Origin of the sequence: Streptomyces sp. UG1 (assembly GCF_049974585.1) — a bacterium.
GTDB lineage: Bacteria > Actinomycetota > Actinomycetes > Streptomycetales > Streptomycetaceae > Streptomyces.
The window spans coordinates 182,599-208,513 of sequence record NZ_JBNGGG010000007.1 but is presented as its reverse complement, the minus strand read 5'-3'; the positions used below and the strand labels follow the sequence as shown (position 1 = coordinate 208,513).

The following is a 25,915-nucleotide window of genomic DNA, read 5'->3' as shown; positions in this document are numbered from 1 at the left end:
CGTGGGCACCCGCCCCAACTTCGTCAAGGCGGCCCCGGTGGTTCGAGCCCTCGGCGAGGCAGGCTGCGCCCAGGCCCTCGTCCACACCGGCCAGCACTACGACGCCCGCATGTCCGACATCTTCTTCCGCCAACTCGGCCTGCCCGAACCCGACACCGACCTGGGCGTCGGCTCCGGCAGCCACGCCCGCCAGACCGCCGACCTCCTGGTGGCCCTGGAGGGCGAGATCGCCGCCCGCGCCCCCGCCCTGGTCACGGTGTACGGCGATGTGAACTCGACGCTGGCCGCCGCACTCGTCGCCGCCAAGCTCGGCGTCCCGGTCGCGCATGTCGAAGCGGGCCTGCGCAGCTTCGACATGGCGATGCCGGAGGAGGTCAACCGGCGTCTGGTCGACCAGTTGGCGGAGCTGCTGTTCGCCACCAGCCCCGAGGCCGTCGGCCACCTCGCCCGCGAGGGCGTCGCCGCCGAGCGGATCCATCTCGTCGGCAACCCGATGATCGACACCCTGCTCACCCATCTGGAGCAGTTCGACGCGGCCGGCGCCCGCGCCGCACACCGACTGCCCGAGCGCTACGGCGTCGTCACCCTGCACCGGCCCGCCAACGTCGACGACCCGCAGTCCGCCGCGGCCGCGGCCCGTGTGCTGGCCGACGCCGCCCGCCATCTCGACCTCGTCGTGCCGCTGCACCCGCGCGGCCGGGCGGCGCTGAGCGCGGCGGGACTCGCGGGCGCGCCCGGCGTGCACCTCCTCGACCCGCTGGGCTACGTCGAGTTCATGAGCCTCGTGCGCGGAGCCGCCGCGGTGATCACCGACTCGGGCGGCGTCCAGGAGGAGACGACCGTCCTGGGCGTCCCGTGTCTGACCCTGCGCACCACGACCGAACGCCCCATCACCGTCACCCACGGCACCAACCGGCTCGTCCGGCACGGCGAACTGGTGCCCGCGCTGCGCAAGCTGCTGGACGGCGGGGGAGCGGCGCCCGCGGACGGGCCGCCCCTGTGGGACGGCCGGGCGGGCGGCCGGATCGCGCGCGTGATCACGGGGTGGCTGGAGCGCCATGGCTGACCGGACGATGACGCGCGACGGCGCGCGGGCGTACTGGGAGGCCCGCCACACCGAGCACGACGAGCTGGCCTCCGGCGGGCACATCGGGCTCGACCGCCCCGGCAACGAGCTGTTCTACGCCCAGCGGCTGGGCACCCTGCTCTCGCTCATCGGCGACCTGTCCAGCCCCGCCGCCCCCTTGTTCGTGCTCGACGCCGGCTGCGGCAAGGGCCACTTCGCCCGTGCCCTGGCCCGCTGCGGCCATCGGGTCGACGCCTTCGACGCCAGCCCGGCCGCCGTCGACCACGCCCGCGACCGGGGCGGCGGCCCGCGCTACGCCGTCGCCGCGCTCGACGAGTGGCGCAGTCCCTGGCCGTACGACACCGTGGTCTGCGTGGACGTCCTGTTCCACGTGCCGGACGACGAGGAGTGGGCGGCCGGGCTGCGCAACCTCGCCTCCCTCGTCCGCGTCGCCGGCCGGCTGATCGTCACCGACGAGGACACCGGCCGTCGTACACCCCGCGGCGCCCACATCGTGCAGCGCCCGCTCACCGCCTACCGCGCCGAACTCGAGCCGCTCGGCCTGCGGCACACCCTCTCCAGGCCGTACGGCTTCCGGGAGAACCGGGTCGGCTTCCACGTCTTCACGAGGACCCGCTGATGCGCCTGACCGATCTGCTCCATCCGCACCTCGACGCCGTCACCACGGTGGTGGACGCGACCGGCGGCGGCCTGCGCCTGGAGCCCTATCTGCATCTGCCGCCGGGTGTCGCCCTGCGCGAGGACAGCCAACAGCCCATCGAAGAAGGGGAGCTGGCGCTCCTGTCGTACGGGCCGAACCCCGACCTGCACGGCGGCGAGGACGCCTGTCGCACCGTACTGGCGCGGATGCGGCCCGGCGCACGCGGCCTGATCGTGTTCGGGCACCCGGGAACCGAGCTCCCCTACCACCGGCTCCTCGACCACCTGGTGGCCCACCGCTGCCAGGTCCTGCGCGCGGCGCCCCTCGACTACGTCCATCTGCACGCGGGCGCGGTCATCGCCCGCACCGACGAACTCCTGCCGCCGCACGACTTCTTCGGCCGGCCCGTCCCCTCCGACGGCCACGCCACGGCGCTGCGGATCGCCGACGAGTACGTCTTCGCCGACCTCGCCTCCCGCGCCCTGCGCGCCCGGGTGCTGGACCTCGAAACGGCCGCCGAGGAGGCGGAGCGCAATCGGGAGGCCTCCGGGCAGGACGGACTCGCCGAGCGGCTCGCCGCGACCGTACGGGAGAAGGAACAGCTCGCCGCCGCCCTGCGGGCCGCCCGGGACCGGGTCGAGGTGCTGCGGGCGCGGGTGGCCATGCTGGAGGGCTCGACGTCGCTGCGGGTCGGAAAGGCCCTGGTGACGGCCGCACGGTCGCCGAAGCGCGGCGCGGTACGGCTGCCCGGGGAGCTGTACGGCCTGTGGCGCGGCCGGCGTCGCACCACCGGGCCGGCGCCCGCCGACGCGCCGAAGCCGCAGCCCGAGCCTGAGGCACCGGTCGACGGACGCTTCCACCTCGCCCACCGCGCCCTGACCGCGGCACCGCGCGACCGCCTCGTCGTCGCCGGGGTGCTCACCCCCGCCACGGCCGCGGACTTCGCGGCGGACGCCGTGGTCAACCGCCTGCTGCCGCACGACGGCGAACTGCTGCTGCGCCGCACCGATCCCGACGTCCTCGTCGTACAGCTCAGCGCCTGTGCCGGCGACGGACCCTGGTGGCTCACCGGCACCGGACTCGCCCCCGACCTCGACCGTACCCTCGCCGAACTCCTCGCGGAGGCAAGGCTGTTGGGACGATCGGCCGTGCTGTGGCGGGACGCTCCCGCCGCTGCCGCGCCCGGCCTCGGCCGGCTCGCCTGGGACGCCGTCATCGACGCCGACACCGGAGTACGCCTCGCCCGGCTCGACCCGGCCGCGCAGGGCAGGGAGCGGCTGCGCGAGGTGTTCCGGGCGGACAGCACCCGGGTACGGCTGTCGCGGCTCGCGCATCTGACCGGCGCCCCGGATCCGCTGGACGAGCGCCGCGTCGCGGTGCTGGCCGCGCCCCGCGACCGCACCGAAGTCGCCCGGCTCGTCGGCCAGGTGCTCGGCCAGGCGCACCGCCCGGTCGAGGTCGTCGTGCCCGATCCGGCAGGTCTCGACGAACTCACCGCCGCCGGAGTGACCGTACGCCTCGGGCGGCCCCTGGCGCCCTGGGTCGCCGACTGGACGGACCTCACCGAGGACCGGCCGGACACGCTGCTGCTCGACCTGATGTGCGCTCAGGAGTACTCCTGCGCGGACGCGGTGGGCCATACGCCGGGCGCCGACGACTACGTCTTCGTGCCGTCGCTGCGGCCGCTGCTGGTCCGCCGGGAGCTGCACCTGTCCGGTACGGAACCCGGCAGTTGGGCGGGGCAGGGACACCGACTGTTCGCCGTGCGCGGGAAGGAGCCGTCATGACGTCGCAAGGAGCCGTCGTGAGCCGTGCGCTGCGGGCGCTCGTCTACGGAGACGTCGACCTCAACCTCATCGACGGCTCCGCCGTCTGGGCCCAGTCGACGGTGCAGGCGCTGTCCCGGGCGGGCTGCGAGAGCAGGCTCGTCCTCAAGTCGCCCGTCCGCACCGGCCGGCTGACCGACCCGCTGGCCGAGCTGCCCCGGGTCGGCCTGGTGCGCCCGCACGAGGAGGGGCTGCTGCCGGGGCTCGCCGACCGGCCGATGTCGCCGGTGCAGGCCTCCGAGGTTCTTACCCGGCTCGACGAGGACGAGCCCTGCGACCTGCTGGTGCTGCGCGGCCGGCGGCTGGTCACCCGGATCGTGGCCGACGGCGTGTTCGACGGGCGGATCTGGGCCTACCTCACCGACATCCCGCAGTCGGCCGCCGAGATGACGGAGGCCGCCCGCGCGGACCTGACCCGTATCGCGGAGGCCTCGCACCGACTGCTGTGCCAGACCGAGGAGTTGCGCTGCTTCCTGGAGACCTGGGTGCCCGAGGCCTGCGGCAAGTGTGTGCTCAGCCCGCCCGCCGTGCCCGAACCGGGCTTCGAGGTGCCGGAGCGGGACGGACCGCACGAGCCGCTGCGGCTCGTCTACACCGGCAAGTTCGCCCCCCGCTGGAACACCCTGCCCATGACCCGGCTGCCCCGGCTTCTCGCCGAGCGCGGCGTTCCCGCCGAACTGCACACCGTCGGCGACAAGATCCACGACGACGCGGCCCACCCCGGCTTCCGGGCCGACATGGAGCGGGCCCTGGCGAGCACACCCGGCGTCCACCACCACGGCGGACAGCCCCGCGAGGACGCCATGCGCATCGCCGCGGACTGCGACCTGGGCCTCGGCTGGCGCGACCCGGTGCTCGACTCCAGCCTCGAACTGTCCACCAAGGTCCTGGAGTTCGGCGCCCTGGGCCTGCCCGTCGTACTCAACCGCACCCCCGCGCACGAGGCGCTGCTCGGCACCGACTACCCGCTGTTCGTGCCGGGACGCGCCGCACTCGACGACGCCGCCGACGCCGTGGCGAGGGCGGTCCGCGAGCCGGCGGCACGGCGCCTCGCGGCCGACCGCTGCCGCGAGGCCGCCCGGCAGTACACCCTCGACGGAGCGGCCGCCCGCTGGCGCGCCCACCTCGACCGCGCCTTCCCCGCCGCACCCACCGGCGTCACGGCCCGGCAGCGGCCCCTGCGCGTCGGTGTCGCCGGGCACGACCTGAAGTTCCTCACCCGTCTGCTCGACCACTTCCGCTCGCTGCCCGGCCTCGAGGTACGGGTCGACGCCTGGCCGGCGCTGGCCCGGCACGACCCGGAGGCCGGCCGTGAACTCGCCGACTGGGCGGACGTGGTGGTCGTCGAGTGGTGCGGTCCGGCCGCCGTCTGGTACAGCCGTCACAAGCGGCGCGGCAGCCGGCTGATCGTGCGGCTGCACCGCTTCGAGCTGGACGCCTCCTGGCCCCGCCAGGTCGACATCGACGCCGTCGACAAGGTGGTCTGCGTCAGCCCGTACTACGCCCGCCGCACCCGCGAGCACACCGGCTGGCCCGCCTCGAAGGTCGTGGTCGTGCCCAACTGGGTCGACACCGACCAGCTCGACCGCCCCAAGGCACCCGGCGCCCACCACCGCCTCGGCATGATCGGCATCGCGCCCAGCCGCAAACGCCTCGACCTCGGCCTCGACGTCCTTGAGGCGCTGCGCGCCCGCGACCGGCGCTGGCATCTGTCGGTCAAGTCCAAGCCGCCCTGGGAGTACTGGTGGATCTGGAACAAGCCCGAGGAGCGTGCGCACTACGACGCCGTGCTGCGCCGGATGCAGACCTCGCCGCTGCTCGAAGGCGCAGTCGTCTTCGACACGTTCGGGCCGGATGTGGCGGGCTGGCTGCGGCGGGTCGGACATGTGCTGTCCACCAGCGACGACGAGAGCTTCCACCTCGCGCCGGCCGAGGGCATGGCCTCGGGCGCCGTTCCGTCACTGTTGCCGTGGCCCGGTGCGGACGAGATCTATGACCGGCGGTGGATCCATGACAGCCCCGAGGCGATGGCGGAGGCGATCGCGGTACTGGAGGAGCAGGATTGGAGGGCGGCCGGGGAGCTGGCCCGGGTGCAGGTGAGAGAAGGGTTCTCGCTGGATCGGGTGGCTGAGACCTGGACGGAGTTGTTGTGTGCGCCGTCGGGGGGGTCGTGATTTGAACTGCGGGCCGGTGGGGGCTGGTCGCGCAGTTCCCCGCGCCCCTTACAGGGGCGCGACACTGCGGTGGGCTGTTCAGCGCCCGGGTCCCCGGGCCCTTACGGCGTCCGGGGACCCGGTGACCGTCAGGCCGCGACCTTCGCCGGCTGCGCGGTCTGCCCAGATGCCCGCGCACCGAGCCGCTCCGTCGGCACCTTCGCCGTCTCGCGGGCCGAGAGCGCGGCCACCACCGGCGGCACGCACAGAGCCGCCGTGAACAGCGCCACCGCCGACCAGTCGTCGCCGTTCGGGCCGGCGATCCGCGCGGCGAAGGTGACCGCGAAACCGGCGACCGCGAAGCCGATCTGGGTGCCGATGGCCATGCCGGACAGCCGGACCCGGGTGGCGAACATCTCGCCGTAGAAGGCGGGCCACACGCCGTTCGCGGCGCTGTAGACGACACCGAAGGCGACGATGCCCAGCAGCAGGGTCAGCGGGTAGGAGCCGGTGGAGATCGCCCACAGGTACAGGAACATCGTCACCGCACTGCCGGCCGCGCCGATCAGAAACACCGGGCGACGGCCGATGCGGTCCGACAGCGTCGCCCACAGCGGGATCGCGCCGAGCGCGACGAGGTTGGCCAGGGCGGCCACCCACAGCATGGCGGACCTGTCCATCCCGACCGAGTCGCTGGTGGCGTACGACAGCGCCCACACCGTGAAGATCGTGCTGACCGAGGCCACCAGGGCACCCGCGACCACTCGCAGCACATCCGCCCAGTGCTCCCGCATCAGCACCGCCAGCGGCAGCTTGGCGACCCCCTCGGTGGCGGCCTGCTGCTCGAAGGCCGGTGTCTCCTCCAGCTTGCGGCGGATGACATAGCCGACGACGGCCACCGCGACGCTCATCCAGAAGGGCACCCGCCAGCCCCACGCCATGAGCTGCTCCTCCGGCAGCGCGGCGACCGGGATGAAGACCAGGGTGGCCAGGAGCTGCCCGCCCTGGGTGCCGCTCAGCGTGAAGCTGGTGAAGAAGCCGCGCCGGTGCGGGGGCGCGTGTTCCAGCGTCATGGAGTTGGCGCTGGCCTGCTCGCCGGCCGCCGAGATGCCCTGGAGCACGCGGCACAGAACCAGCAGGACCGGGGCGAGGGTGCCGACCTGGTCGCGGGTGGGCAGACAGCCGATCAGGAACGTCGACACGCCCATCAGGATCAGCGTGAAGACCATGATCTTCTTACGGCCCAGCCGGTCGCCGAAGTGACCGAGGAACAGCGCGCCGACCGGACGGGCGGCGTACGCCACACCGAACGTGGCCAGCGACAGCAGGGTGGCCGTCGCCGGGTCGGACTCGTCGAAGAAGACCTCGGGGAAGATCAGCGCGGCCGCGCTGCCGTAGATGAAGAAGTCGTAGTACTCCAGGGCGCTGCCGATCCAGGCAGCCGTGGCTGCCTTCCTCGGCTGGCCGGCATGGGTGTCGGGGACGGACACAGGCGTGGCTCCCATCGCGGCTAATTAACCCACTGGATAGTTAGTGGTGGGTGACTAGGGATCGTGCGCCCGTGTTTCCCGGGTGTCAAGAGCTTGTGTCGTACGGCTTCGGTCCGCGTTCAGCCCGCTTCAGTCCGCGGTGCGTTCCGCCGTCAGGTACGCGATCACCATGTCGCCGAGCATCGCGCGGTAGTGCTCGCGCCGGGCCGGATCCACCAGGTCACGGCCGAACAGGGCGCCGAAAGTGTGCCGGTTGGAGACCCGGAAGAAGCAGTAGGCGCTGATCATCGCGTGCAGGTCGACGGCGTCGACGTCGGCCGTGAACAGGCCCGACCGCTGCCCCGACTCCAGGATCCGGCGGATCACGTCCAGGGCCGGTGAGCCGATCCTGCCCAGCTTCTCGGAGGCGGCGATGTGCTGGGCGCCGTGGATGTTCTCGATGCTGACCAGGCGGATGAAGTCCGGGTGCCGCTCATGGTGGTCGAAGGTCAGCTCGGCCAGCCGGCGGATGGCCGCGACCGGGTCCAGATGCTCGACGTCGAGCTTCTGCTCGGCCTCCCGGATCACGCCGTAGGCCCGCTCCAGCACGGCCGTGAAGAGCTGTTCCTTGCCGCCGAAGTAGTAGTAGATCATCCGCTTCGTGGTGCGGGTGCGGGCGGCGATCTCGTCGACGCGGGCGCCGTCGTATCCGGCGCGGGCGAACTCCTGCGTCGCGACGTCGAGGATCTCGGCCCGGGTGCGGGCGGCGTCACGGGTCCGCCCGTTCGCGCGTGCCGGCTCTTCGACGCTGGTCATCGGCTTCCTTCGGCGAGGGCGGGTGCGCCCCCGTGGCCCACCCGCGTGCCGGTGATTGTAGAAGGACCCTCGCCCCGTGTGTCGGGACAGGCCTTCACAAGCTCCGGTCCGCCTGCTATTAGTAACTCACCAGTTCGTACATTACTGCCGCTTTGGAGGACGCCCGGTGGCCGAGGACACCAAGGACTCGTATCTCGTCGGGCTGATCGGCGCCGGCATCGGCCCCTCGCTCAGCCCGGCGCTGCACGAGCGGGAGGCCGACCGGCAGGGTCTGCGCTATCTGTACCGGCTCATCGACATCGACACCCTCGGCGTCCCGCCCGAGGCGGTGGGCGACCTGGTGCGGGCCGCCCGTGACCTGGGCTTCGACGGGCTCAACATCACCCACCCCTGCAAGCAGCTCGCCATCGGACACCTGGACGAGCTGGCCCCGCAGGCCGCGGCGCTGGGAGCGGTCAACACCGTCGTCTTCGAGGACGGCCGGGCCGTCGGCCACAACACGGACGTCACCGGATTCGCCGCGTCCTTCGCGCGCGGGCTGCCCGACGTGCCGCTGGAGCGGGTCGTGCAGCTCGGCGCCGGGGGAGCGGGCGCGGCCGTCGCGCACGCCATGCTCACGCTCGGCGCCGAGCGGGTCACCGTCGTCGACGCGCTGAGCGAACGGGCCGTCGCCCTCGCCGCCGCGCTGAACCGGCACTTCGGCCCCGGCCGCGCGGTGGGCGCCACCCCGGACGCGCTGCCCGCGCTGCTGGGCCGGGCCGACGGTCTGGTGCACGCGACCCCGACCGGCATGGCGGCCCACCCCGGCCTGCCCCTGCCGGCCGAGCTGCTGCACCCGCGGCTGTGGGTCGCCGAGGTCGTATACCGCCCGCTGGAGACCGAGCTGCTGCGCAGTGCCCGGGCGACCGGCTGCGCCGCTCTGGACGGGGGCGGGATGGCCGCGTTCCAGGCGGCGGACGCCTTCCGCCTGTTCACCGGCCGGGAGCCGGACGGCGCGCGCATGCTGGCGGACATCGCCGAGCTGGCCGGAGCCGTGGGAACCCCGAGGTAGGAAGAGGTACCGGCATGCGCACGTCCATCGCCACCGTCTCCCTGAGCGGATCACTCACCGAGAAGCTCACGGCCGCCTCCCGGGCCGGCTTCGACGGCGTCGAGATCTTCGAGAACGATCTGCTCGCGAGCCCCCTCACCCCCGAGGAGATCCGCACCCGCTGCGCCGACCTCGGCCTCACCGTCGACCTCTACCAGCCGATGCGGGACATCGAAGCCGTGCCCGCCGAGGCGTTCGTCCGCAATCTGCGGCGCGCCCGGCACAAGTTCGAGCTGATGCGCAGGCTCGGCGCGGACACCGTGCTCGTCTGCTCCAGCGTCCATCCGCTCGCCGTGGACGACGACGCGCTCGCCGCGCACCACCTGCGCCAACTCGCCGAACTGGCCCAGGAGTCCGGGATCCGGGTGGCGTACGAGGCGCTCGCCTGGGGGCGGCACGTCAACACGTACACCCACGCCTGGCGCATCGTCGAGGCCGCCGACCACCCCGCGCTCGGCACCTGCCTGGACAGCTTCCACATCCTCTCCCGGGGCTCCGACCCCAAGGGCATCCGGGACATCCCCGGCGAGAAGATCTTCTTCCTCCAGCTCGCCGACGCCCCGCTGCTCGCGATGGACGTCCTGCAGTGGAGCCGCCACTACCGCTGCTTCCCGGGCCAGGGCGGCTTCGACGTCGCCGGGCTCGTCCGCGACGTCCTGCACACCGGATACGACGGCCCTCTCTCCCTGGAGGTCTTCAACGACGTCTTCCGCCAGGCCGACGCCGGCCCGACGGCCGTGGACGCCCACCGCTCCCTGCTGGTCCTTCAGGAGCAGATCGGCGTCGCCACCCCGCCCGCGCCCGTCGTCCCCACCGGCGTCGCCTTCGCCGAACTCCTCACGCCCGACGCCGAGCCGGTCGCGGCCGTGCTCGGCGCCCTGGGCTTCACCCGCACCGCACGCCACCGCACCAAGCCGGTCGACCTCTGGCAGCAGGGCGCGGCCCGGGTCCTGGTCAACACCTCGGGCGCCGCCCGCCGGGACGGCACCGGCCTCGCCGCGATCGGCCTCGAATCCCCGGACCCGGCCGCCGCCGCCCGCCGCGCCGAGGCCCTCCTGGCACCCGTCCTGCCCCGCCGCCGCGCCACCGGGGATGCCCCGCTCGACGCGGTCGCCGCACCCGACGGCACCGAACTGTTCTTCTGCGCCACGGACCGGCCCGAACTGCCCAACTGGCGGGCCGACTTCGCCGACATCGTCGACGCCGCGCACGAGCCCCCGGCCGCCGGCATCGACCGGATCGACCACCTCGCCCTCACCCAGCCCTGGCACCACTACGACGAGGCCACCCTCTTCCACCGCAGCGTCCTCGGCCTGCACGCCCACCAGAGCGTGGACGTCGCCGACCCGTACGGCCTGATGCGCAGCCGCGCCGTCACCAACCCCGACGGCAGCGTCCGCATCGCCCTCGGCGTCGGCGCGGCGCCCACCGACGACACCGCGCACGCCCAGCACATCGCGCTGGCCACGGACGACGTGGTGGCGGCCGCCCGCCGGTTCCGGAAGGCGGGCGGGCGGCTGCTGCCGATTCCCGCCAACTACTACGACGACCTGGCCGCACGGCACGAGTTCGCGGACGGCGAGCTGGAGACGTACCGCGCACTCGGCATCCTCTACGACCGTGACGCGCACGGCGAGTTCCGGCACTGCTACACCCTGACCGTCGGCCGCGTCTTCTTCGAGCTGGTGCAGCGGGACGGCTACCGGGGCTACGACGCCCCGAACGCGCCGGTGCGGCTGGCCGCGCAGCACATTGCGCGGGCCGTCACTGGCGGCTGACCGTGCGGGTGACGCCGGCGATGACCGTGGTGGCCAGGATCCAGCCGGCCAGTACCAGGACGTAGGACAGCCACTGCTGCCCGCCGGTCGGGGCGAACGCCGACTCCTGCCCGAAGGAGATCACCGGCAGCAGCAGATCGAGCGTGTAGAAGACCGGGTTGAAGTCGGGTGCCTCGTCCGCCTTCAGCGCCGCGGGCGCGTCCAGCGCGAACGTGACCGAGCCGACGGCGAGCAGCGACAGCAGCCAGCCCAGCGCGCGCATCGGCCGGAAGCCGTAGCCGACGGTGGCGTCCTGGACCCGCCCCCACAGCCGGCCGTACCAGGGCAGGGTGGTGCGGTGCCGGCGCTGCTTGGCTAGCTGGACCAGGCGAGCGGCGTGGTCGTCGCCCGTGCGGCGGTAGGACGCGGTCAACTGCTCGTACCCGTGCGGGTCGAACCTGCCCTCGTCCCGCTCCAGCATGGGCAGCCGCTGCTCGGGCGGCACATGCGGGGTGAGCGAGGTGTAGGTGAGGTCGAGGATGCGGACCTGGTCCGGGAGCATCTCCGGCTCCAGGTTGAGGTGCTCTATCTGCGAGCGGCGCAGGTTGAGCATGCCCTCGATCTGCGGCCCCCTGCGCAGCCACACCTCGCCGATGACACAGCTGCTCGCCCGCATCGCGGTGCCGCCGGGGTTGGACAGCCGGCTGCTCAGCAGGTCGAGCCGGCCGGGTATGCGGGCGCCGCGCATGTCGATACGGCCCTGTGCGCTCAGGCGTCTGCCGAGGACGTTGGCGCCGACTTCGAGGGCCTCGGCGTTGAGGACGAAATCGCCGGTATGACGCAGGTCGGCGTCCTCCAGCCGGAGCGAGCCGCTGACCGTGGCACCGCCGAGCCGGATCTCGCCGCGGGTGCGCAGCCGGGACGCGCACAGGTCCTCCCCGACGGTCACCTGGTGGAGCTGGAGCACCGGATCCGCGGTTCCCTCGGGTGCCGTGATCTCGGCGCCCTCCAGGTACAGCGCCCCGGCGATCTGCGCACCGCCGAGCCGTACCGGCCCGGTGAACCGGCAGTCCGTCAGCCGCAGCCCGCCGTCGACCCGAATCCGCGCCGACGCCAGACCGGGCAGGCGGGACCCGGACAGGTTGAGGTACTTCAGTTGGGCGCCGGAGAGATCCGGGACGTCCTCGAAGTGGCAGTGGCTCAGCCGCACGACGCTCTCGACCGTCGCGTACCGCAGGTCCAGTACGCCGGTGACGCGCGCGCCCGCCACCTTGAGGGCGGCCACCTCACCGCTCACCACCGGGCCGTCGAGCAGCAGAGCCCTCAACACCGCGGCACGTACGCTCCGTTGGTCCGGCGCGTCGCGGAAGTCCACGGCCTCCCCCTTGGGGAAGGCCTGCCACACCCTCAGTTCTGCCGGTGTCAGATCGTTGATCTCCATCGGCGGCAACTCTGACGGGCCTGTTTTCACGATGTCAATCGGCTATGCCCGGACGTTCCACTCCGCGACCACCGGCCGCCCATGCTCCGTCGACAGACGGCTCACCGTCCCCGTCGCGAGCTGGAACAGCCGCCCGTCCGCCGCGGGCAGCCCCAGTCGGCGGGCCGTCACGACGCGCAGGAAGTGGCCGTGTGCCACGAGGATCACATCGCCGTCGGGCAGCGCCGCGGCCACCCGGGACAGCACCCGGTCGGCACGCGCCCCCACCTGCTCGGGCGACTCGCCCGGGTGACCGTCCGCTCCGGGCGGCGCTCCGTCGGTCCACAGGTTCCAGTCGGGGCGGGTGCGGTGGATGTCGGCGGTGGTGACGCCCTCGTAGCCGCCGTAGTCCCACTCGTGCAGGTCCGCGTCCGGTACGGCGCTGCTCACGCCCGCCAGTTCGGCGGTGCGCGCCGCCCGCCGCAGCGGGCTGGTCAGGGCGAGGGCGAAGGTCCGGCCGGACAGGAGCGGGGCGAGGGACTTGGCCTGTTCCTCGCCGGCCCGGGTGAGGGGCAGGTCGGTCCGGCTCGTGTGCTGTCCCGACCTGCTCCACTCCGTCTCACCGTGGCGGACGAGAAGGAGATCCCCCACGGTGCCCTACTCCTTCGACTCGACGGCGTGGCCGCCGAACTGGTTGCGCAGCGCCGCGATCATCTTCATCTGCGGGGAGTCGTCCTGGCGGGAGGCGAACCGGGCGAACAGCGAGGCGGTGATCGCGGGCAGCGGCACCGCGTGGTCGATGGCCGCCTCGACGGTCCAGCGCCCCTCGCCGGAGTCCTGCGCGAAGCCCTTCAGCTTCTGAAGGTGCTCGTCCTCGTCCAGCGCGCTCACCGCGAGGTCCAGCAGCCAGGACCGGATGACCGTGCCGTCCTGCCAGGAGCGGAAGACCTCGCGGACGTTGTCCACCGAGTCGACCTTCTCCAGCAGCTCCCAGCCCTCGGCGTAGGCCTGCATCATGGCGTACTCGATGCCGTTGTGGACCATCTTCGCGAAGTGTCCGGCGCCCACCTTGCCCGCGTGGACATAGCCGTACGGCCCCTCCGGCTTGAGCGCCTCGAAGATCGGCTTCAGCCGGTCGACGTGCTCCTTCTCGCCGCCGACCATCAGCGCGTAGCCGTTCTGCAGGCCCCACACGCCGCCGGACACGCCCGCGTCGACGAAGCCGATGTCGTGCGCGGCCAGCTCCTTGGCGTGCTTCTCGTCGTCCGTCCAGCGGGAGTTGCCGCCGTCGACGACGATGTCGTAGGGCTTGAGATGACTGCCCAACTGGTCGATCACGAGCTGGGTGGGGGCGCCGGCCGGGACCATGACCCACACCGTGCGCGGCGCGTCGAGCCGGTCGACGAGGTCGGCCAGGCTCGCCACGTCGGACAGTTCGGGGTTGGTGTCGTAGCCGACGACGGTGTGGCCGGCGTTGCGCAGTCGCTCGCGCATGTTGCCGCCCATCTTGCCGAGACCCACAAGGCCGATCTGCATGTCAGTTCACTTCCTCCTGGACGCCCAGCGCGTCCGATGCGTTCTTGAGCGAGCGGTACGCGGCCACGAGGGCGGCGGTGGACGGGTCGAGACCGGGGACCTCGGCCCCTCCGGTGAGGGCGGGTTCGACGCGCTTGGCGAGGACCTTGCCCAGCTCCACGCCCCACTGGTCGAAGGAGTCGATGTGCCAGACGGCGCCCTGCACGAAGACCTTGTGCTCGTAGAGGGCGACGAGCTGGCCGAGGACCGACGGGGTCAGCTCGGGGGCGAGGATCGTGGTGGTGGGGTGGTTGCCCAGGAAGGTGCGGTGCGGGACCTGCTCCTCGGGCACGCCCTCCGCGCGCACCTCGCTCGCGGTCTTGCCGAAGGCGAGCGCCTGGCCCTGGGCGAACAGGTTCGCCATCAGCAGGTCGTGCTGCGCCTTGAGCTCGTCGCTCAGCTCGGCGGCCGGGCGGGCGAAGCCGATCAGGTCGGCGGGGATCAGCCGGGTGCCCTGGTGGATCAACTGGTAGTAGGCGTGCTGCCCGTTGGTGCCGGGCGTGCCCCACACCACCGGACCGGTCGTCCAGCCCACGATCCGCCCGTCGCGGTCCACCGACTTGCCGTTGGACTCCATGTCGAGCTGCTGCAGATATGCCGTGAACTTCGACAGGTAGTGCGAGTACGGCAGTACCGCATGGGACTCGGCGCCCAGGAAGTTGCTGTACCAGATGCCGAGCAGGCCCATGATCAGCGGGGCGTTGTCCTTGGCGGGGGCGGTCCTGAAGTGCTCGTCGACGGTGTGGAAGCCGTCGAGCATCTCCCGGAAGCGGTCCGGCCCGATGGCGATCATGAGCGAGAGCCCGATGGCCGAGTCGTACGAGTACCGCCCGCCGACCCAGTCCCAGAACTCGAACATGTTGTCCGGGTCGATGCCGAACTCCGTCACCTTCTCGGCGTTCGTCGACAGGGCCACGAAGTGCCGTGCCACCGCCTTCTCCTCGCCGCTCAGCCCGGCCAGCAGCCAGGAGCGCGCCGATGTGGCGTTGGTGATGGTCTCGATCGTGGTGAACGTCTTGGACGCGACGATGAACAGCGTCTCGGCCGGATCGAGGTCGCGCAGCGCCTCGTGCAGGTCGGCGCCGTCGACGTTGGAGACGAAGCGGAACGTCAACTCCCGTGCCGTGAAGGGACGGAGCGCCTCGTACGCCATGGCGGGACCGAGGTCGGAGCCGCCGATGCCGATGTTCACGACGTTGCGGATCCGGCGGCCGGTGTGGCCGGTCCACTCGCCGGAGCGGACGCGGCCGGCGAAGTCGCTCATCCTGTCCAGCACCGCGTGGACCTTGGGCACGACGTTCTCGCCGTCCACCTCGATCACCGCGTCCCGCGGCGCCCGCAGCGCAGTGTGCAGCACCGCCCGGTCCTCGGTGACGTTGATCCGCTCGCCGCGGAACATCGCGTCGCGCAGCCCGAACACATCGGTGGCCACGGCCAGTTCGTTGAGCAGGGCGAGCGTCTCGTCGTTGATCAGGTGCTTGGAGTAGTCGATCCGCAGATCGCCCACGCGCGCGACGTACCGCTCGGCGCGGGAGGGGTCGGCGGCGAACAGCTCACGCAGCCGCGGGCGCTGGAGGACGTCCGCGCGGTGGTCCTCGAGGGCGGTCCACTGGGGGCGCCGGGCGAGCCGGGCGTTCTCAGACATGAGAGGGGGTCTCCTTGGTGCCCTCGCCCCGCAGGGCGACGGCGTACATCTCGTCCTGGTCGAGGCGCCTGAGCTCCTCGGCGATGAGTTCGGAGGTGGTGCGGACCTTCAGCGCGAGAGTGCGCGACGGCTGGCCCGGCAGGTGCAGGGTGGCCAGCGGGCCCTCGGGGCGGTCGATGACGATCTCGCCGTTCTCGGTGCCCAGGCGCACGCCCGTGACCACCGGCCCGGCGGTGACGACCCGCTCGGCGGTGACGTGCAGACGGGCCTCCAGCCAGCGGGCCAGCAGTTCGGCGGCCGGGTTGTCGGCCTCGGCCTCCACCACCGCCGAGATGATCGGCACCCGGGCCTGGTCCAGGGCCGCGGCGAGCATGGAGCGCCAGGGGGTGAGCCGGGTCCAGGCCAGGTCGGTGTCGCCGGGCGCGTAGGAGCGGGCGCGCACCTCGAGGTCGGCCAGCGGGTTCTCGGTGGCGTACAGGTCGGTGATCCGGCGCTGCGCCAGCGCGCCCAGCGGGTCCTTCGCGGGGTGCTCCGGCGCGTCCACCGGCCACCACACGACGACCGGGGCGTCCGGCAGCAGCAGCGGCAGCACCACCGAGTCGGCGTGGTCGGACACCTCGCCGTAGGTCCGCAGCACGACCGTCTCGCCGGTGCCGGCGTCGGCGCCCACCCGGACCTCGGCGTCCAGGTGCGAGCGGGTGCGCTCGCGCGGGGTGCGGGCCTGCCGCTTGATGACGACCAGGGTGCGCGAGGGGTGCTCGTGCGAGGCCTCCTCGGCCGCCTTGATGGAGTCGTAGGCGTTCTCCTCGTCGGTGACGATGATCATCGTCAGGACCATGCCCACGGCCGGGGTGCCGATGGCGTGGCGGCCCTGCACCAGCGCCTTGTTGATCTTGCTTGCCGTGGTGTCGGTCAGGTCGATCTTCATGGCCTGCGCCAGCTCCGTCCGTCTCGTGCGAGCATCTCGTCGGCTTCCTCGGGTCCCCAGCTCCCGGACGCGTACCGCGCCGGCCTGCCGTGTGTGTCCCAGTACTCCTCGATCGGGTCGAGGATCTTCCAGGACTCTTCCACTTCCTGGTGACGCGGGAACAGATTGGCGTCCCCGAGGAGGACATCCAGGATCAACCGCTCGTACGCCTCGGGCGAGGACTCCGTGAACGACTCGCCGTAGGCGAAGTCCATCGTCACGTCCCGGATCTCCATCGAGGTGCCCGGCACCTTCGAGCCGAACCGCACCGTCATGCCCTCGTCGGGCTGGACGCGGATGACGATCGCGTTCTGGCCCAGCTCCTCGGTGGCGGTGGAGTCGAACGGGGAGTGCGGCGCCCGCTGGAAGACGACGGCGATCTCCGTCACCCGCCGCCCCAGCCGCTTGCCGGTGCGCAGATAGAACGGCACGCCCGCCCAGCGCCGGTTGTCGACGTTCAGCTTGACGGCGGCGTAGGTGTCGGTCCTGGAGTCCGGGGCGATGCCGTCCTCGTCGAGGTACCCGAGCACCTTCTCGCCGCCCTGCCAGGCCGCCGCGTACTGTCCGCGCACGGTGTGCGCACCCAGGTCCTCCGGCAGCTTGACCGCCCTCAGCACCTTCAGCTTCTCGGTGAGCAGCGAGGCGGCGTCGAAGGCGGCCGGCTCCTCCATGGCCGTCAGGGCCATGAGCTGCAGGAGGTGGTTCTGGATGACGTCACGCGCCGAGCCGATGCCGTCGTAGTAGCCCGCCCGGCCGCCGATGCCGATGTCCTCGGCCATCGTGATCTGCACATGGTCGACATACGACCGGTTCCAGATCGGCTCGAACATCTGGTTCGCGAACCGCAGCGCCAGGATGTTCTGGACGGTCTCCTTGCCCAGGTAGTGGTCGATGCGGAAGACCTGCTCCGGGTCGAACACGTCGTGCACGATCGCGTTCAGCTCCCGCGCGCTCGCCAGGTCGTGGCCGAACGGCTTCTCGATGACCGCCCGCCGCCAGGATCCCTCGGGAGCGTCCGCCAGGCCGTGCTTCTTGAGCTGTCGCACCACCTTCGGGAAGAACTTCGGCGGCACCGACAGGTAGAAGGCGTAGTTGCCGCTCGTCCCGCGTGCCTTGTCCAGCTCCTCGACCGTCCGGCGCAACTGGTCGAACGCCGTGTCGTCGTCGAAGTCGCCCGGGATGAACCGCATGCCCTCGGAGAGCTGCCGCCAGACCTCCTCGCGGAACTCCGTACGAGCGTGCTCGCGCACCGAGTCGTGCACGATCTGCGCGAAGTCCTCGTCCTCCCAGTCCCGCCGGGCGAACCCGACCAGCGAGAAGCCCGGCGGCAGCATGCCGCGGTTGGCGAGGTCGTACACGGCCGGCATCAGCTTCTTGCGGGACAGGTCGCCGGTGACGCCGAAGATGACGAGCCCTGACGGGCCCGCGATACGGGGGAGACGGCGGTCCCGGGGGTCGCGCAGGGGGTTGTCCCAGCCCCGGTCCCGTTCCCGGTCCCAGTCGGAGGAGGTCATGCTGCGTCAGCTCCCTTGCTGCTGAGCGACTTCTTCACGGCGTTCAACAGGTCCTGCCACGCCACCTCGAACTTGGCGACGCCCTCGTCCTCCAGACGGGTGACCACCTCCTCGTAGGAGATGCCGAGCGCCTCCACCGCGGCCAGGTCGGCGCGGGCCTGCGCATAGCCGCCGGTCACCGTGTCGCCGGTGATCTCGCCCTGGTCGGCGGTGGCGTTCAAGGTGGCTTCGGGCATCGTGTTGACGGTGCCGGGGGCGACCAGTTCGTCCACGTACAGGGTGGCCTTGTAGGCCGGGTCCTTCACACCGGTCGAGGCCCACAGCGGGCGCTGCTTGTTGGCCCGGGCGCCGGTGAGGGCGATCCAGCGGTCGCCCGCGAAGACCTCTTCGTACGCCTGGTAGGCGAGGCGGGCGTTGGCGAGCGCGGCCCTGCCCTTGAGGGCGAGCGCCTCGCCCGTGCCGATCGCCGTCAGCCGCTTGTCGATCTCGGTGTCGACGCGGGAGACGAAGAAGGACGCCACGGAGTGGATGGCGGACAGGTCCAGGCCCTTCGCGGCGGCCTTCTCCAGACCGGCCAGATAGGCGTCCATGACCTCGCGGTAGCGCTCCAGGGAGAAGATCAGCGTGACGTTGACGCTGATGCCCTGGGCGATGACCTCGGTGATGGCGGGCAGTCCGGCCCGGGTCGCCGGGATCTTGATCATCACGTTGGGCCGGTCGACCAGCCAGGCGAGCTGGCGGGCCTCGGCGATCGTCGCCGCGGTGTCGTGGGCGAGGCGCGGGTCGACCTCGATGGAGACCCGGCCGTCGCGGCCGTCGGTGGCGTCGTACACCGGCCGCAGGATGTCGGCGGCGGCACGGACGTCGGCGGTGGTCATCATGCGCACGGCCTCCTCGACCGTGACACCCCGCACCGCGAGGTCGGCGAGCTGCTGCTCGTAGCCCTCGCCGGAGCCTATGGCGGCCTGGAAGATGGACGGGTTGGTGGTGACGCCGACGACGTTCTTGGTCGCGATCAGCTCGGCGAGGTTGCCGGACTCGATCCGCCTCCGCGAGAGGTCGTCCAGCCAGATCGAGACGCCCTCGTCGGAGAGGCGCTCGAGGGTGCCGGCGGTGGTGGTGGCTTCGGTGGTCAGAGTGATCATCTTCTTTCTGTCGATCGGATCAACCGCGGGTGGCAGCGAGGGATTCCCGGTCTGCGGCGGCGACGTTCTCGGGAGTGAAGCCGTACTCGGCGAACAGGCTCATGCGTTTCCATGGGTATCCGTAGCGACGTGTCGTCCGGCGGTGTCGTGCCGTGTGCCCGCGTACCGGGCTTGGTCTCGCACCTGAGTGCCCGGTTCGAATGCGTGACCTTTTCGCGGACGTGTCGTTGATCGGATGACACGACCACGGGAGGGAATAGGGGGAGCTGGTGAGTCGGAAGCTGGCGCTCGACGAGGGCGAAATGGCCCGGACTGCCTGTGCCCCTGGATTGCTGCGTGCGGGCGTGGTGGAGAAGACGGGCGAGATGCTGTCTGCCGCGGTGCTGGCCGAGCGAAGCGAGATGGGGGTCCCCCCGGACGGAGTCTGGGGGAGGGTCGGCTGGGCCGCTGATCTGGTGTCCGGCATGGCTGCCGAACTGCTGGCCGAGCACTGGAACGCCACTGATGTGGACGTGCTCGCCTCGGGGGAGGACGCGGACGGGAGGAAGCTGCCCTCGAACGCGTGGATGGCGCTGCGCCGACTGGGCTGGACGGCCGCCCGGGACGGGCGTGTGAAGGTCAATGACCGGATCGTGAGGATGGCCCAGGAGCAGGCCGGGCGTGCTCTGCGCCAGGCGAGCTGTCGGGCCGAGCTGACGTCCGCGGTCCTTGCGACGTGGCCGTGCGATCCGGGCAGGCGCACCCCTGCGGAGTGGGACCAGGTGCGGGAGGCGGTCCCCGGCGGCCGGTACCTCCCGTCGGGCGTGATCAGCTCCCGCACGCGGCAGATCACCGCTTTCGCCATGAAGAACGGCCGTCTGCCGACGGATGTGTTCGAGCTGGAGACTCCTCCCCGGGCAGCGCGGATGATGCTGCTGTCGGCGTGTGACGGGCAGCAGGCCACCATCGAACGCGGCGAGGTCGACCCGCAACGCGCGCTGCTGCGTTTGCAGTTGCCTACCCGGCCCGAGCCGCGCTCCTACCGGGACTGGGCGTGGGTGGCTTGCCCGATCACGCTACCGCCCATCGTCCCGCCCGGTGCGGTGCTGCACCTGCCCACCCTCCGCCCTGCGGGCGGGAAGGTACGTGCCGATCTGGCCTACACCCACGCCGTCCCCAGGGCCAGACCTACCGGCCACACCGTGGCCCTCGGCGTGGACTGGGGCCTCAACACTCTTCTCAGCGCAGGCGCGGCCCGGCTGCACGACGACGGGCGGATCACCCCCCTGGGGGCTGGTGCCCAGTTCCGGGCCGCTGGTGTTTTGGCCAGGCAGCACCGGTTGCGGCGCCTGTCGGAGTACCTGCACGCCAAGGCCGACCAGTACCAGCGGCTCATCGGCGACACCACCGGGCATCCGCTCACCGGCAGACACGATCTGCTCCGTGAGGAGATCCGCCGTGTCTGCGACCGCAGGTCGAACCTCAACGACGCTCTGTCCTGGGCTGCTGCCCGCTGGACGGTGGATCAGGCCATCGCCGCCAGGGCCACGGTCATCTACCTGGAAGATCTGCGGTCGATGGAAGCGGGCGGCATGGGCCGCACCCATAACACCCGCCTGTCCCAGACGGTGCGCGGTCAGATCGCCGACCGCATCCGGCACCTCGCCGCCGAGGTCGGTATCGCCGTCGTCACCGTCCCACCCCGCAACACCTCCAGGCACTGCCCGCGGTGCCTGGAGGTGTTGCGGCACCGCAAAGCCCCCGACCGTCCCACGGCACCGGGCTGGAAATGGGCCATGTGCCCCGATCGGGCAGGATGCGGGTGGCAGGGCGACCGCGACCACGGCGCATGGCAGCGCATCGCCGCACGTGGCCTCACGCATCAGGCCAAGACCATCACCGACAGGGCAACCGGGCAGATGGCGATCCGCACGGTGGTGGACACGCTCGCAGCCGTCATCACCCCAACTGCCGAGACCAGCCGGGCCGACCGGTCCAAGACCGGCCCCACCCGGCGCCGTTCCACACGCCCCGCGCCCAGGCGACGCAGGGTACCCTCCCCCACCGGCCCCGCGGGTCCGGCGGGTAAGCGTCCGGAGGGACACGCACCAACGGGCCGGAGGACGCTGCCCCGCGCAGCCCACCGGCACCAGGACGTGATGACGATCAGCACCTCCTCCCCCAGACTTCGTCCGGGGGGACCCCCATCCGGCCGACACAGGCCACGAGGAGCAGCACTGGGCGCGGGATTCCACCTGCACGCCCACGCCACCCCTCCGCGATGGGCAGATCCCACGCCAGACTCTATGTCTGACATGGATCACGAAACTGATCAGAGACGCTGTGGTGAAAGTGGGACACCCCGAGGGCGTAGAGCACAGGCGAGTGCGATCGGCGCGCAACTGAGACAGAATAAGGCGGATATGACGGTCGGCCACGATGACGAGGGCAGAACCTTCTCGTGGTCGACTTCGCCGAGGGCCTGCTGTGGATCCGCCCCGCCAGGTCCACTGCTTCCACGGATCGGTGACTGTACCGGGGCACCGTCCTGACCATGCAACCGGGCTTCCTGCCCCGCGCCACGGTGGAGGCCACCGGCCTCTACCGCTACGACCTCCCACCCGGATGCCGCGAACTTGTCCAAGTTCTTTCATCAGCACATGGAGATGACGCCAGCGGTGTTTCGGGCGGAGCTGCGTGATGTGAGGTGGTAGGTCCTCTGGCGTGCTGTGGCTGAACGCGCCGGTGCCCCGCGAGGACCGTCTCGCGGGGCACCGCGCCTGCGGCGCCGCCGTCAGCGGCCGAAGTTGAACCAGTTCACGTTCACGAAGTCCGCCGGCTGGCCGCTGGTGAAGGTGAGATAGACGTCGTGGGTGCCGGTCACGGCGCTGATGTTCGCCGGGATCGTCCGCCACGACTGCCAGCCGCCCGTGTTGGCCACCGCGAAACTGCCGATCGGCGCGTTGCCGCGGCTGTCCAGGCGTACCTCCACCAGACCGCTGACACCGCCCGCCGCACCGCTGGCCACCCGGGCGACGAACTGCGTGGCCGGCGCGGAGCCGAAGTCGACGCCCCGGTACAGCGCCCAGTCGCCGTTGGCCAGCGCGCCGATGTTCTGACCGCCGCCCGAGTCGGCGGTGGACTCGGTGCGCACGCCGCCCTGGCCGTCGTACGACTCGGCCTGGATGGCGCTGTAGGCGTCACGGTTGCCCGTCGGCGGGGGAGTGGTACCGCTCCCACCGGCCGACAGCACCTGGACGTAGTCGACGGCCATCGAGTGGCCGGGCTGCGTCCCGCCGTCGGGGCCGCCGCCGAAGGCGTCCGGGAAGGCGCCGCCCATCGCCACGTTCAGGATGATGAAGTACCCGTGGTCGGTGGCGTTCGCCCAGGTCGTCGCGTCGACCTGGTTGGCCCGCACGGTGTGGAAGTGGTTGCCGTCGAGGTAGAAGCGGATCTCCTCGACGCTCGTCGAGCGGTCCCACTCCATGCGGTAGGTGTGGAATCCGGCCTGGCAGGTCGTGCCCGAGCATGAGGTGGTCGAGCCGATGCCGCTGTTCTCGTTGCAGGGGCCGCCCGGTGCGGTACCGCAGTGCATCGTGGCCCAGATGGTGTTCAGGCCCTGGGTGTTCTCCATGATGTCGAGCTCGCCGACGCCGGGCCAGTTCCAGTAGTTGCCGCGGTAGGGGGCGCCCAGCATCCAGAAGGCGGGCCAGTAGCCCTTGGCGGCGGCTCCGGTGACGTTCGGTACCTGGATGCGGGCCTCGACACGCAGCTTGCCGCCCGCGGGGGGCTGGAAGTCGGTGCGGTTGGTCTCGATGCGTCCCGAGGTCCAGTTGCCGGATGCGTCGCGGCGCGGGGTGATGAGCAGGTTGCCGTTGCCGTCGAGCGAGACGTTGTTCGTGCTGTTCGTCATCGTCTCGATCTCACCGGTGCCCCAGTTGGCGGGGCCGCCTGGATAGCCCGTGCCGGTGGCGTACTGCCAGTTGGAGGTGTTGACGCCGCTGCCGGCGGCGCCGTCGAAGTCGTCCAGGAAGACCTGCGTCCAGCCCGACGGGGGCGGGGGAGCGGAGGCGTTCGCGGACGGGACGGCGACGGTGGCGGCGGCCGCCACCAGGCCGAGCGTGCCGAGCACGGCGAACAGCGCACGCCGTGGGGAGCGGTGTCTGCGGTGTCCGCGGTGTATGCCGGAGGGGTCACTCATGGGGTGCTGCCTCTCGGTGTACGGAGTGGGGGAGGTGCGGGTGCCTCGGAGAGCGGGCTGCGGCGTGAGAGCGCTCTCAAAGTGTCGCCAATGTGCTCTCCGGCGTTCCGGTCGTCAAGAGGTGAAGCAGAGAAAACCCTTGCGTCACAGGGAAGTTCACCCTATGAATGCGGCATGGAACTCGCCTTTACCGGCCCGGTGATCGAATGGCGCGGACCGGCGCCGTACTACTTCGTCCGGGTGCCGGACCAGGAGTCCGCCGACATCCGGGAGGTGGCGGCGATGGCCACGTACGGCTGGGGTGTCGTCCCGGTCGAGGCGCGCATCGACGAGGTCGCCTTCGAGACGTCGCTCTTTCCCAGGGACGGGGGCTATCTGCTGCCGCTGAAGAACGCGGTGCGGGGGCGGCTGGGCTCCGGGGACGACGTGACCGTGGAGATGACCGTGCGCCTGTAGGCACCGGCACGGTGAGGCGCCGGTGCCCTGAGAGGTGTCAGACCTTGGTCGTCACGGGTGATTCGCGTACGGGCGCCTGCTCGTGCAGGCCGAACCGTTCGTGCGCCCGACGCAGCGGCCTCGGCGCCCACCAGGCGTGCCGGCCGAGCAGCGCCATCGTCGCCGGGACCAGCAGCATCCGTACGACCGTCGCGTCGATCAGCACCGCGAGGGTGAGCCCCAGACCGATCTGCAGGATCGGGGCGAAGCCGCCCGTCATGAAGGCGCCGAAGACCACCGCGAGGAGCAGCGCCGCGCAGGTGACGACCCGGCCGGAGCGGCGCAGACCGGTGACCACGGCTTCCTGGTCGGCCCCGGTGAACTGTCGCGCCTCACGCATCCGCGCCAGGATGAACAGCTCGTAGTCCATGGCGAGTCCGAAGGCGATCGCCACGATCAGCGGCGGCGCGGTCAGGCTCAGCGCGCCCAGGCCCTCCCCACCAAGGAGCCCGGCCAGATGGCCGTCCTGGAACACCCACACCACCACGCCGAGCGCGGCGCCCAGGCTGAGCAGGGTGGTGAGGATGGTGCGCAGCGGGATCAGCAGCGAGCCCGTGAAGGCGAAGAGCAGGGCGAAGATGCCGGCCAGGACGGTGACCGCCGCCCAGGGCGCCCGCTCGGCGAGCATCTCGCGGAAGTCCACCAGACGGGCCGCCGGTCCGGTGACCTCGACGGGCGCGTCGCCGCGCACCTCCCGGATCCGCTCGACCAGGGCGGTGGCCTCCGCGCCGTCGACGCTGCCCGGCGGCTGGATCCGCACGACGCCGGTGCCTCCGGGGAGTTCGCGGGCCGTGGCGGTCGGGGACAGCGCCCGGACGCGGTCGGCGGTCGCCGCGTCGGTGCCCGGCCGCAGCACCACGGTGATCGGGGTGACGCCGGTGCCCGGCGGGAAATGCTCGTCGACGGTGTCGTGCAACTGCCGTGCCTCGGTGCCGGCCGGGAGCTGCTTGGCGTCGCCGAGATTGATCGTCATGCCGGTGACGGGCAGCGCCAGGACCAGCAGGACCGGGACGACGGTGGCCACGACGGCGATACGGCGCCGGGCCGAGAAGCGGGCCAGGCGGGCGAAGACACGGCCCTCCTCGCCGTCCGGGCGGTCCTTCGCCGGGGCGATCCTCCCGCCGAACCTGGCGAGCAGCGCGGGCAGCAGGGTGAGCGCGGCCAGCATGTCGACGACCACCACGGCGGCCACGGCCAGGCCCATGCTGCGCAGGAACACGCTGGGGAACACCAGCAGCCCGGTCAGGCTGACCGCGACCGTGAGACCGGAGAAGAGCACGGTCCGGCCGGCCGCCGCGACCGTGCGGTGCACGGCCTCCGCGACATCCTCGGTGCCCCGCCGCTCCTCGCGGAAGCGGACCACCATCAACAGGGCGTAGTCCACGGCGAGTCCGAGCCCCAGCATCGTCGTCACCTGGATCGCGTACACCGAGATGTCGGTGACCTCGCTGAACAGGAACAGCGCCAGGAACGCCCCCGCGATGCCGCTGACCGCGATCACCAGCGGCAGCATCGCCGCGCGCAGCCCGCCGAACACCACCAGCAGCAGGGCGAGGACGACCGGCAGCGAGATCAACTCCGCGTTCCGTACGTCCTCCTGGGCCCGCTCGGCGATCTGCGTGCCGAGCAACGGCCCGCCGCTGACGTGCACTTCGGGCGCGTCGATCTGCCGGATGCGGTCGGCCGCCGCGTCCACGGCCGTCTCCTCGGCGGCGTCGTCGAGACCGCCTTCGAGGGTGACGGGGATGATCAGGGCCTGCCCGTCCTCGGCGGTCAGGCCCCGGGTGGTGTACGGGTCGGGCACGGCGGCCACCCCGGCGAGGGACCGCACATCGGCGACGGCCCGTTCGACCTGGGCCCGCAGCGCGGGGTCGGCGACGGCGGTGCCCTCGACGACGCCGGTGATCGACTCGCCGGCGGGGTCGGTGTCGTCGAGGTACCGCGCGGCGGCCTCCGACTCGGTGCCCGGGATGTCGGCCACGTTGTCCGAGAGCTGGCTGAAGACGCCCGTCCCCAGGCCGAAGCCGAGCAGCAGGAAGAGCACCCAGAGTGCGATGACGGTGAGCGGGCGGCGGGTCGCCGCCCGGGCGAGCGTGGAGAGCACGGTCCCTCCCGGCAGGACGGTCGGTTGCCATC

General features: G+C 71.8%; 18 protein-coding genes and 2 pseudogenes. 9 read left to right on the top strand and 11 right to left on the bottom strand.

Going from position 1 to position 25,915, the window contains the following annotated elements:
- The first annotated feature begins 1 nt into the window (after position 1).
- Genes wecB through ACP4J3_RS10485 form a run of 4 tightly spaced genes read left to right on the top strand, consistent with a single transcriptional unit; the run spans position 2 to position 5,727 of the window.
- A complete protein-coding gene (gene wecB / locus ACP4J3_RS10500) occupies positions 2–1,066 on the top strand; it encodes a non-hydrolyzing UDP-N-acetylglucosamine 2-epimerase (RefSeq protein ID WP_426532726.1) in 1,065 nt (354 codons plus the stop codon).
- A complete protein-coding gene (locus tag ACP4J3_RS10495) occupies positions 1,059–1,706 on the top strand; it encodes a class I SAM-dependent methyltransferase (RefSeq protein WP_426532724.1) in 648 nt (215 codons plus the stop codon). The genes wecB and ACP4J3_RS10495 overlap by 8 nt, the downstream gene beginning before the upstream one ends.
- Positions 1,706–3,514: a hypothetical protein gene (locus ACP4J3_RS10490; protein WP_426532722.1), complete on the top strand. Its 1,809-nt coding sequence runs from the start codon at positions 1,706–1,708 to the stop codon at positions 3,512–3,514. Before ACP4J3_RS10495 ends, ACP4J3_RS10490 begins: the two co-directional genes overlap by 1 nt.
- Positions 3,511–5,727 (top strand): glycosyltransferase, encoded by a 2,217-nt coding sequence (locus ACP4J3_RS10485; RefSeq protein WP_426532720.1) that lies wholly within the window; start codon positions 3,511–3,513, stop codon positions 5,725–5,727. The genes ACP4J3_RS10490 and ACP4J3_RS10485 overlap by 4 nt, the downstream gene beginning before the upstream one ends.
- Positions 5,728–5,855: 128 nt before the next feature.
- Here the strand turns inward: ACP4J3_RS10485 and ACP4J3_RS10480 are convergent, their stop codons facing one another.
- Together ACP4J3_RS10480 and ACP4J3_RS10475 are read right to left on the bottom strand one after the other, a co-directional pair.
- Entirely contained in the window at positions 5,856–7,211 is a 1,356-nt protein-coding gene (locus ACP4J3_RS10480; RefSeq protein WP_426532718.1) for an MFS transporter, read from the bottom strand.
- A 114-nt stretch (positions 7,212–7,325) separates the two neighbouring features.
- Entirely contained in the window at positions 7,326–7,991 is a 666-nt protein-coding gene (locus ACP4J3_RS10475) for a TetR family transcriptional regulator (protein WP_426532716.1), read from the bottom strand.
- A gap of 166 nt (positions 7,992–8,157) precedes the next feature.
- Here ACP4J3_RS10475 and ACP4J3_RS10470 point away from each other — a divergent pair, with 166 nt between their 5' ends.
- Together ACP4J3_RS10470 and ACP4J3_RS10465 are read left to right on the top strand one after the other, a co-directional pair.
- Positions 8,158–9,042, top strand: a complete 885-nt coding sequence (locus ACP4J3_RS10470; protein ID WP_426532714.1) for a shikimate dehydrogenase — start codon at positions 8,158–8,160, stop codon at positions 9,040–9,042.
- Positions 9,043–9,056: 14 nt separating this feature from the next.
- Positions 9,057–10,859 (top strand): bifunctional sugar phosphate isomerase/epimerase/4-hydroxyphenylpyruvate dioxygenase family protein, encoded by a 1,803-nt coding sequence (locus ACP4J3_RS10465; RefSeq protein ID WP_426532712.1) that lies wholly within the window; start codon positions 9,057–9,059, stop codon positions 10,857–10,859.
- Here ACP4J3_RS10465 and ACP4J3_RS10460 read toward each other — a convergent pair.
- The 7 genes from ACP4J3_RS10460 to tal are packed head-to-tail and all read right to left on the bottom strand — an operon-like array spanning position 10,846 to position 19,104.
- Complete coding sequence (locus ACP4J3_RS10460; protein ID WP_426532710.1) at positions 10,846–12,279, bottom strand: membrane-associated oxidoreductase; 1,434 nt, start codon at positions 12,277–12,279, stop codon at positions 10,846–10,848. The two genes, ACP4J3_RS10465 and ACP4J3_RS10460, sit on opposite strands and share 14 nt — an antisense overlap.
- A gap of 42 nt (positions 12,280–12,321) precedes the next feature.
- Entirely contained in the window at positions 12,322–12,909 is a 588-nt protein-coding gene (locus ACP4J3_RS10455; protein WP_426532708.1) for a histidine phosphatase family protein, read from the bottom strand.
- A 6-nt stretch (positions 12,910–12,915) separates the two neighbouring features.
- A complete protein-coding gene (gnd, locus tag ACP4J3_RS10450; protein ID WP_426532706.1) occupies positions 12,916–13,794 on the bottom strand; it encodes a phosphogluconate dehydrogenase (NAD(+)-dependent, decarboxylating) in 879 nt (292 codons plus the stop codon).
- Position 13,795: 1 nt separating this feature from the next.
- Positions 13,796–15,478 carry a glucose-6-phosphate isomerase gene (pgi, locus tag ACP4J3_RS10445; RefSeq protein ID WP_426532704.1) on the bottom strand — a complete coding sequence of 561 codons (1,683 nt, stop codon included), beginning with the start codon at positions 15,476–15,478 and terminating at the stop codon, positions 13,796–13,798.
- Positions 15,471–16,406, bottom strand: coding sequence for a glucose-6-phosphate dehydrogenase assembly protein OpcA (opcA, locus tag ACP4J3_RS10440; RefSeq protein ID WP_426532702.1), 936 nt, complete (start codon positions 16,404–16,406; stop codon positions 15,471–15,473). The genes pgi and opcA overlap by 8 nt, the downstream gene beginning before the upstream one ends.
- Positions 16,403–17,959, bottom strand: a complete 1,557-nt coding sequence (zwf, locus tag ACP4J3_RS10435; RefSeq protein WP_426532700.1) for a glucose-6-phosphate dehydrogenase — start codon at positions 17,957–17,959, stop codon at positions 16,403–16,405. The genes opcA and zwf overlap by 4 nt, the downstream gene beginning before the upstream one ends.
- Entirely contained in the window at positions 17,956–19,104 is a 1,149-nt protein-coding gene (gene tal / locus ACP4J3_RS10430; RefSeq protein WP_426532698.1) for a transaldolase, read from the bottom strand. Before tal ends, zwf begins: the two co-directional genes overlap by 4 nt.
- A gap of 302 nt (positions 19,105–19,406) precedes the next feature.
- On the opposite strand from tal, the pseudogene ACP4J3_RS10425 reads away from it, so the two are divergent.
- Positions 19,407–20,921 (top strand): annotated as a pseudogene (locus ACP4J3_RS10425) (zinc ribbon domain-containing protein); the annotation flags it as partial.
- A 623-nt stretch (positions 20,922–21,544) separates the two neighbouring features.
- A pseudogene (locus tag ACP4J3_RS10420) lies at positions 21,545–21,706 on the top strand (AraC family transcriptional regulator); the annotation flags it as partial.
- 171 nt (positions 21,707–21,877) lie between these two features.
- Here ACP4J3_RS10420 and ACP4J3_RS10415 read toward each other — a convergent pair.
- Positions 21,878–23,284 (bottom strand): glycoside hydrolase family 16 protein, encoded by a 1,407-nt coding sequence (locus ACP4J3_RS10415; RefSeq protein ID WP_426532696.1) that lies wholly within the window; start codon positions 23,282–23,284, stop codon positions 21,878–21,880.
- 174 nt (positions 23,285–23,458) lie between these two features.
- On the opposite strand from ACP4J3_RS10415, the gene ACP4J3_RS10410 reads away from it, so the two are divergent.
- The gene (locus ACP4J3_RS10410; RefSeq protein ID WP_426532694.1) at positions 23,459–23,740 is read left to right on the top strand and encodes a DUF1905 domain-containing protein; all 282 of its coding nucleotides are present in this window, start codon (positions 23,459–23,461) and stop codon (positions 23,738–23,740) included.
- 37 nt (positions 23,741–23,777) lie between these two features.
- Here ACP4J3_RS10410 and ACP4J3_RS10405 read toward each other — a convergent pair whose 3' ends face one another.
- Positions 23,778–25,883, bottom strand: a complete 2,106-nt coding sequence (locus ACP4J3_RS10405; protein ID WP_426532692.1) for an MMPL family transporter — start codon at positions 25,881–25,883, stop codon at positions 23,778–23,780.
- Positions 25,884–25,915 lie beyond the last annotated feature (32 nt).

Excerpts from the sequence above, each read along its gene's own strand:
- ACP4J3_RS10490 (WP_426532722.1), top strand. The coding sequence starts at position 1,706 with ATGCGCCTGACCGATCTGCTCCATCCGCACCTCGACGCCGTCACCACG.
- pgi (WP_426532704.1), bottom strand. The coding sequence starts at position 15,478 with ATGTCTGAGAACGCCCGGCTCGCCCGGCGCCCCCAGTGGACCGCCCTC.
- opcA (WP_426532702.1), bottom strand. The coding sequence starts at position 16,406 with ATGAAGATCGACCTGACCGACACCACGGCAAGCAAGATCAACAAGGCG.
- ACP4J3_RS10495 (WP_426532724.1), top strand. The coding sequence starts at position 1,059 with ATGGCTGACCGGACGATGACGCGCGACGGCGCGCGGGCGTACTGGGAG.
- gnd (WP_426532706.1), bottom strand. The coding sequence starts at position 13,794 with ATGCAGATCGGCCTTGTGGGTCTCGGCAAGATGGGCGGCAACATGCGC.
- ACP4J3_RS10415 (WP_426532696.1), bottom strand. The coding sequence starts at position 23,284 with ATGAGTGACCCCTCCGGCATACACCGCGGACACCGCAGACACCGCTCC.
- ACP4J3_RS10485 (WP_426532720.1), top strand. The coding sequence starts at position 3,511 with ATGACGTCGCAAGGAGCCGTCGTGAGCCGTGCGCTGCGGGCGCTCGTC.
- tal (WP_426532698.1), bottom strand. The coding sequence starts at position 19,104 with ATGATCACTCTGACCACCGAAGCCACCACCACCGCCGGCACCCTCGAG.
- ACP4J3_RS10460 (WP_426532710.1), bottom strand. The coding sequence starts at position 12,279 with ATGGAGATCAACGATCTGACACCGGCAGAACTGAGGGTGTGGCAGGCC.
- ACP4J3_RS10465 (WP_426532712.1), top strand. The coding sequence starts at position 9,057 with ATGCGCACGTCCATCGCCACCGTCTCCCTGAGCGGATCACTCACCGAG.
- ACP4J3_RS10480 (WP_426532718.1), bottom strand. The coding sequence starts at position 7,211 with ATGGGAGCCACGCCTGTGTCCGTCCCCGACACCCATGCCGGCCAGCCG.
- ACP4J3_RS10410 (WP_426532694.1), top strand. The coding sequence starts at position 23,459 with ATGGAACTCGCCTTTACCGGCCCGGTGATCGAATGGCGCGGACCGGCG.
- ACP4J3_RS10475 (WP_426532716.1), bottom strand. The coding sequence starts at position 7,991 with ATGACCAGCGTCGAAGAGCCGGCACGCGCGAACGGGCGGACCCGTGAC.
- zwf (WP_426532700.1), bottom strand. The coding sequence starts at position 17,959 with ATGACCTCCTCCGACTGGGACCGGGAACGGGACCGGGGCTGGGACAAC.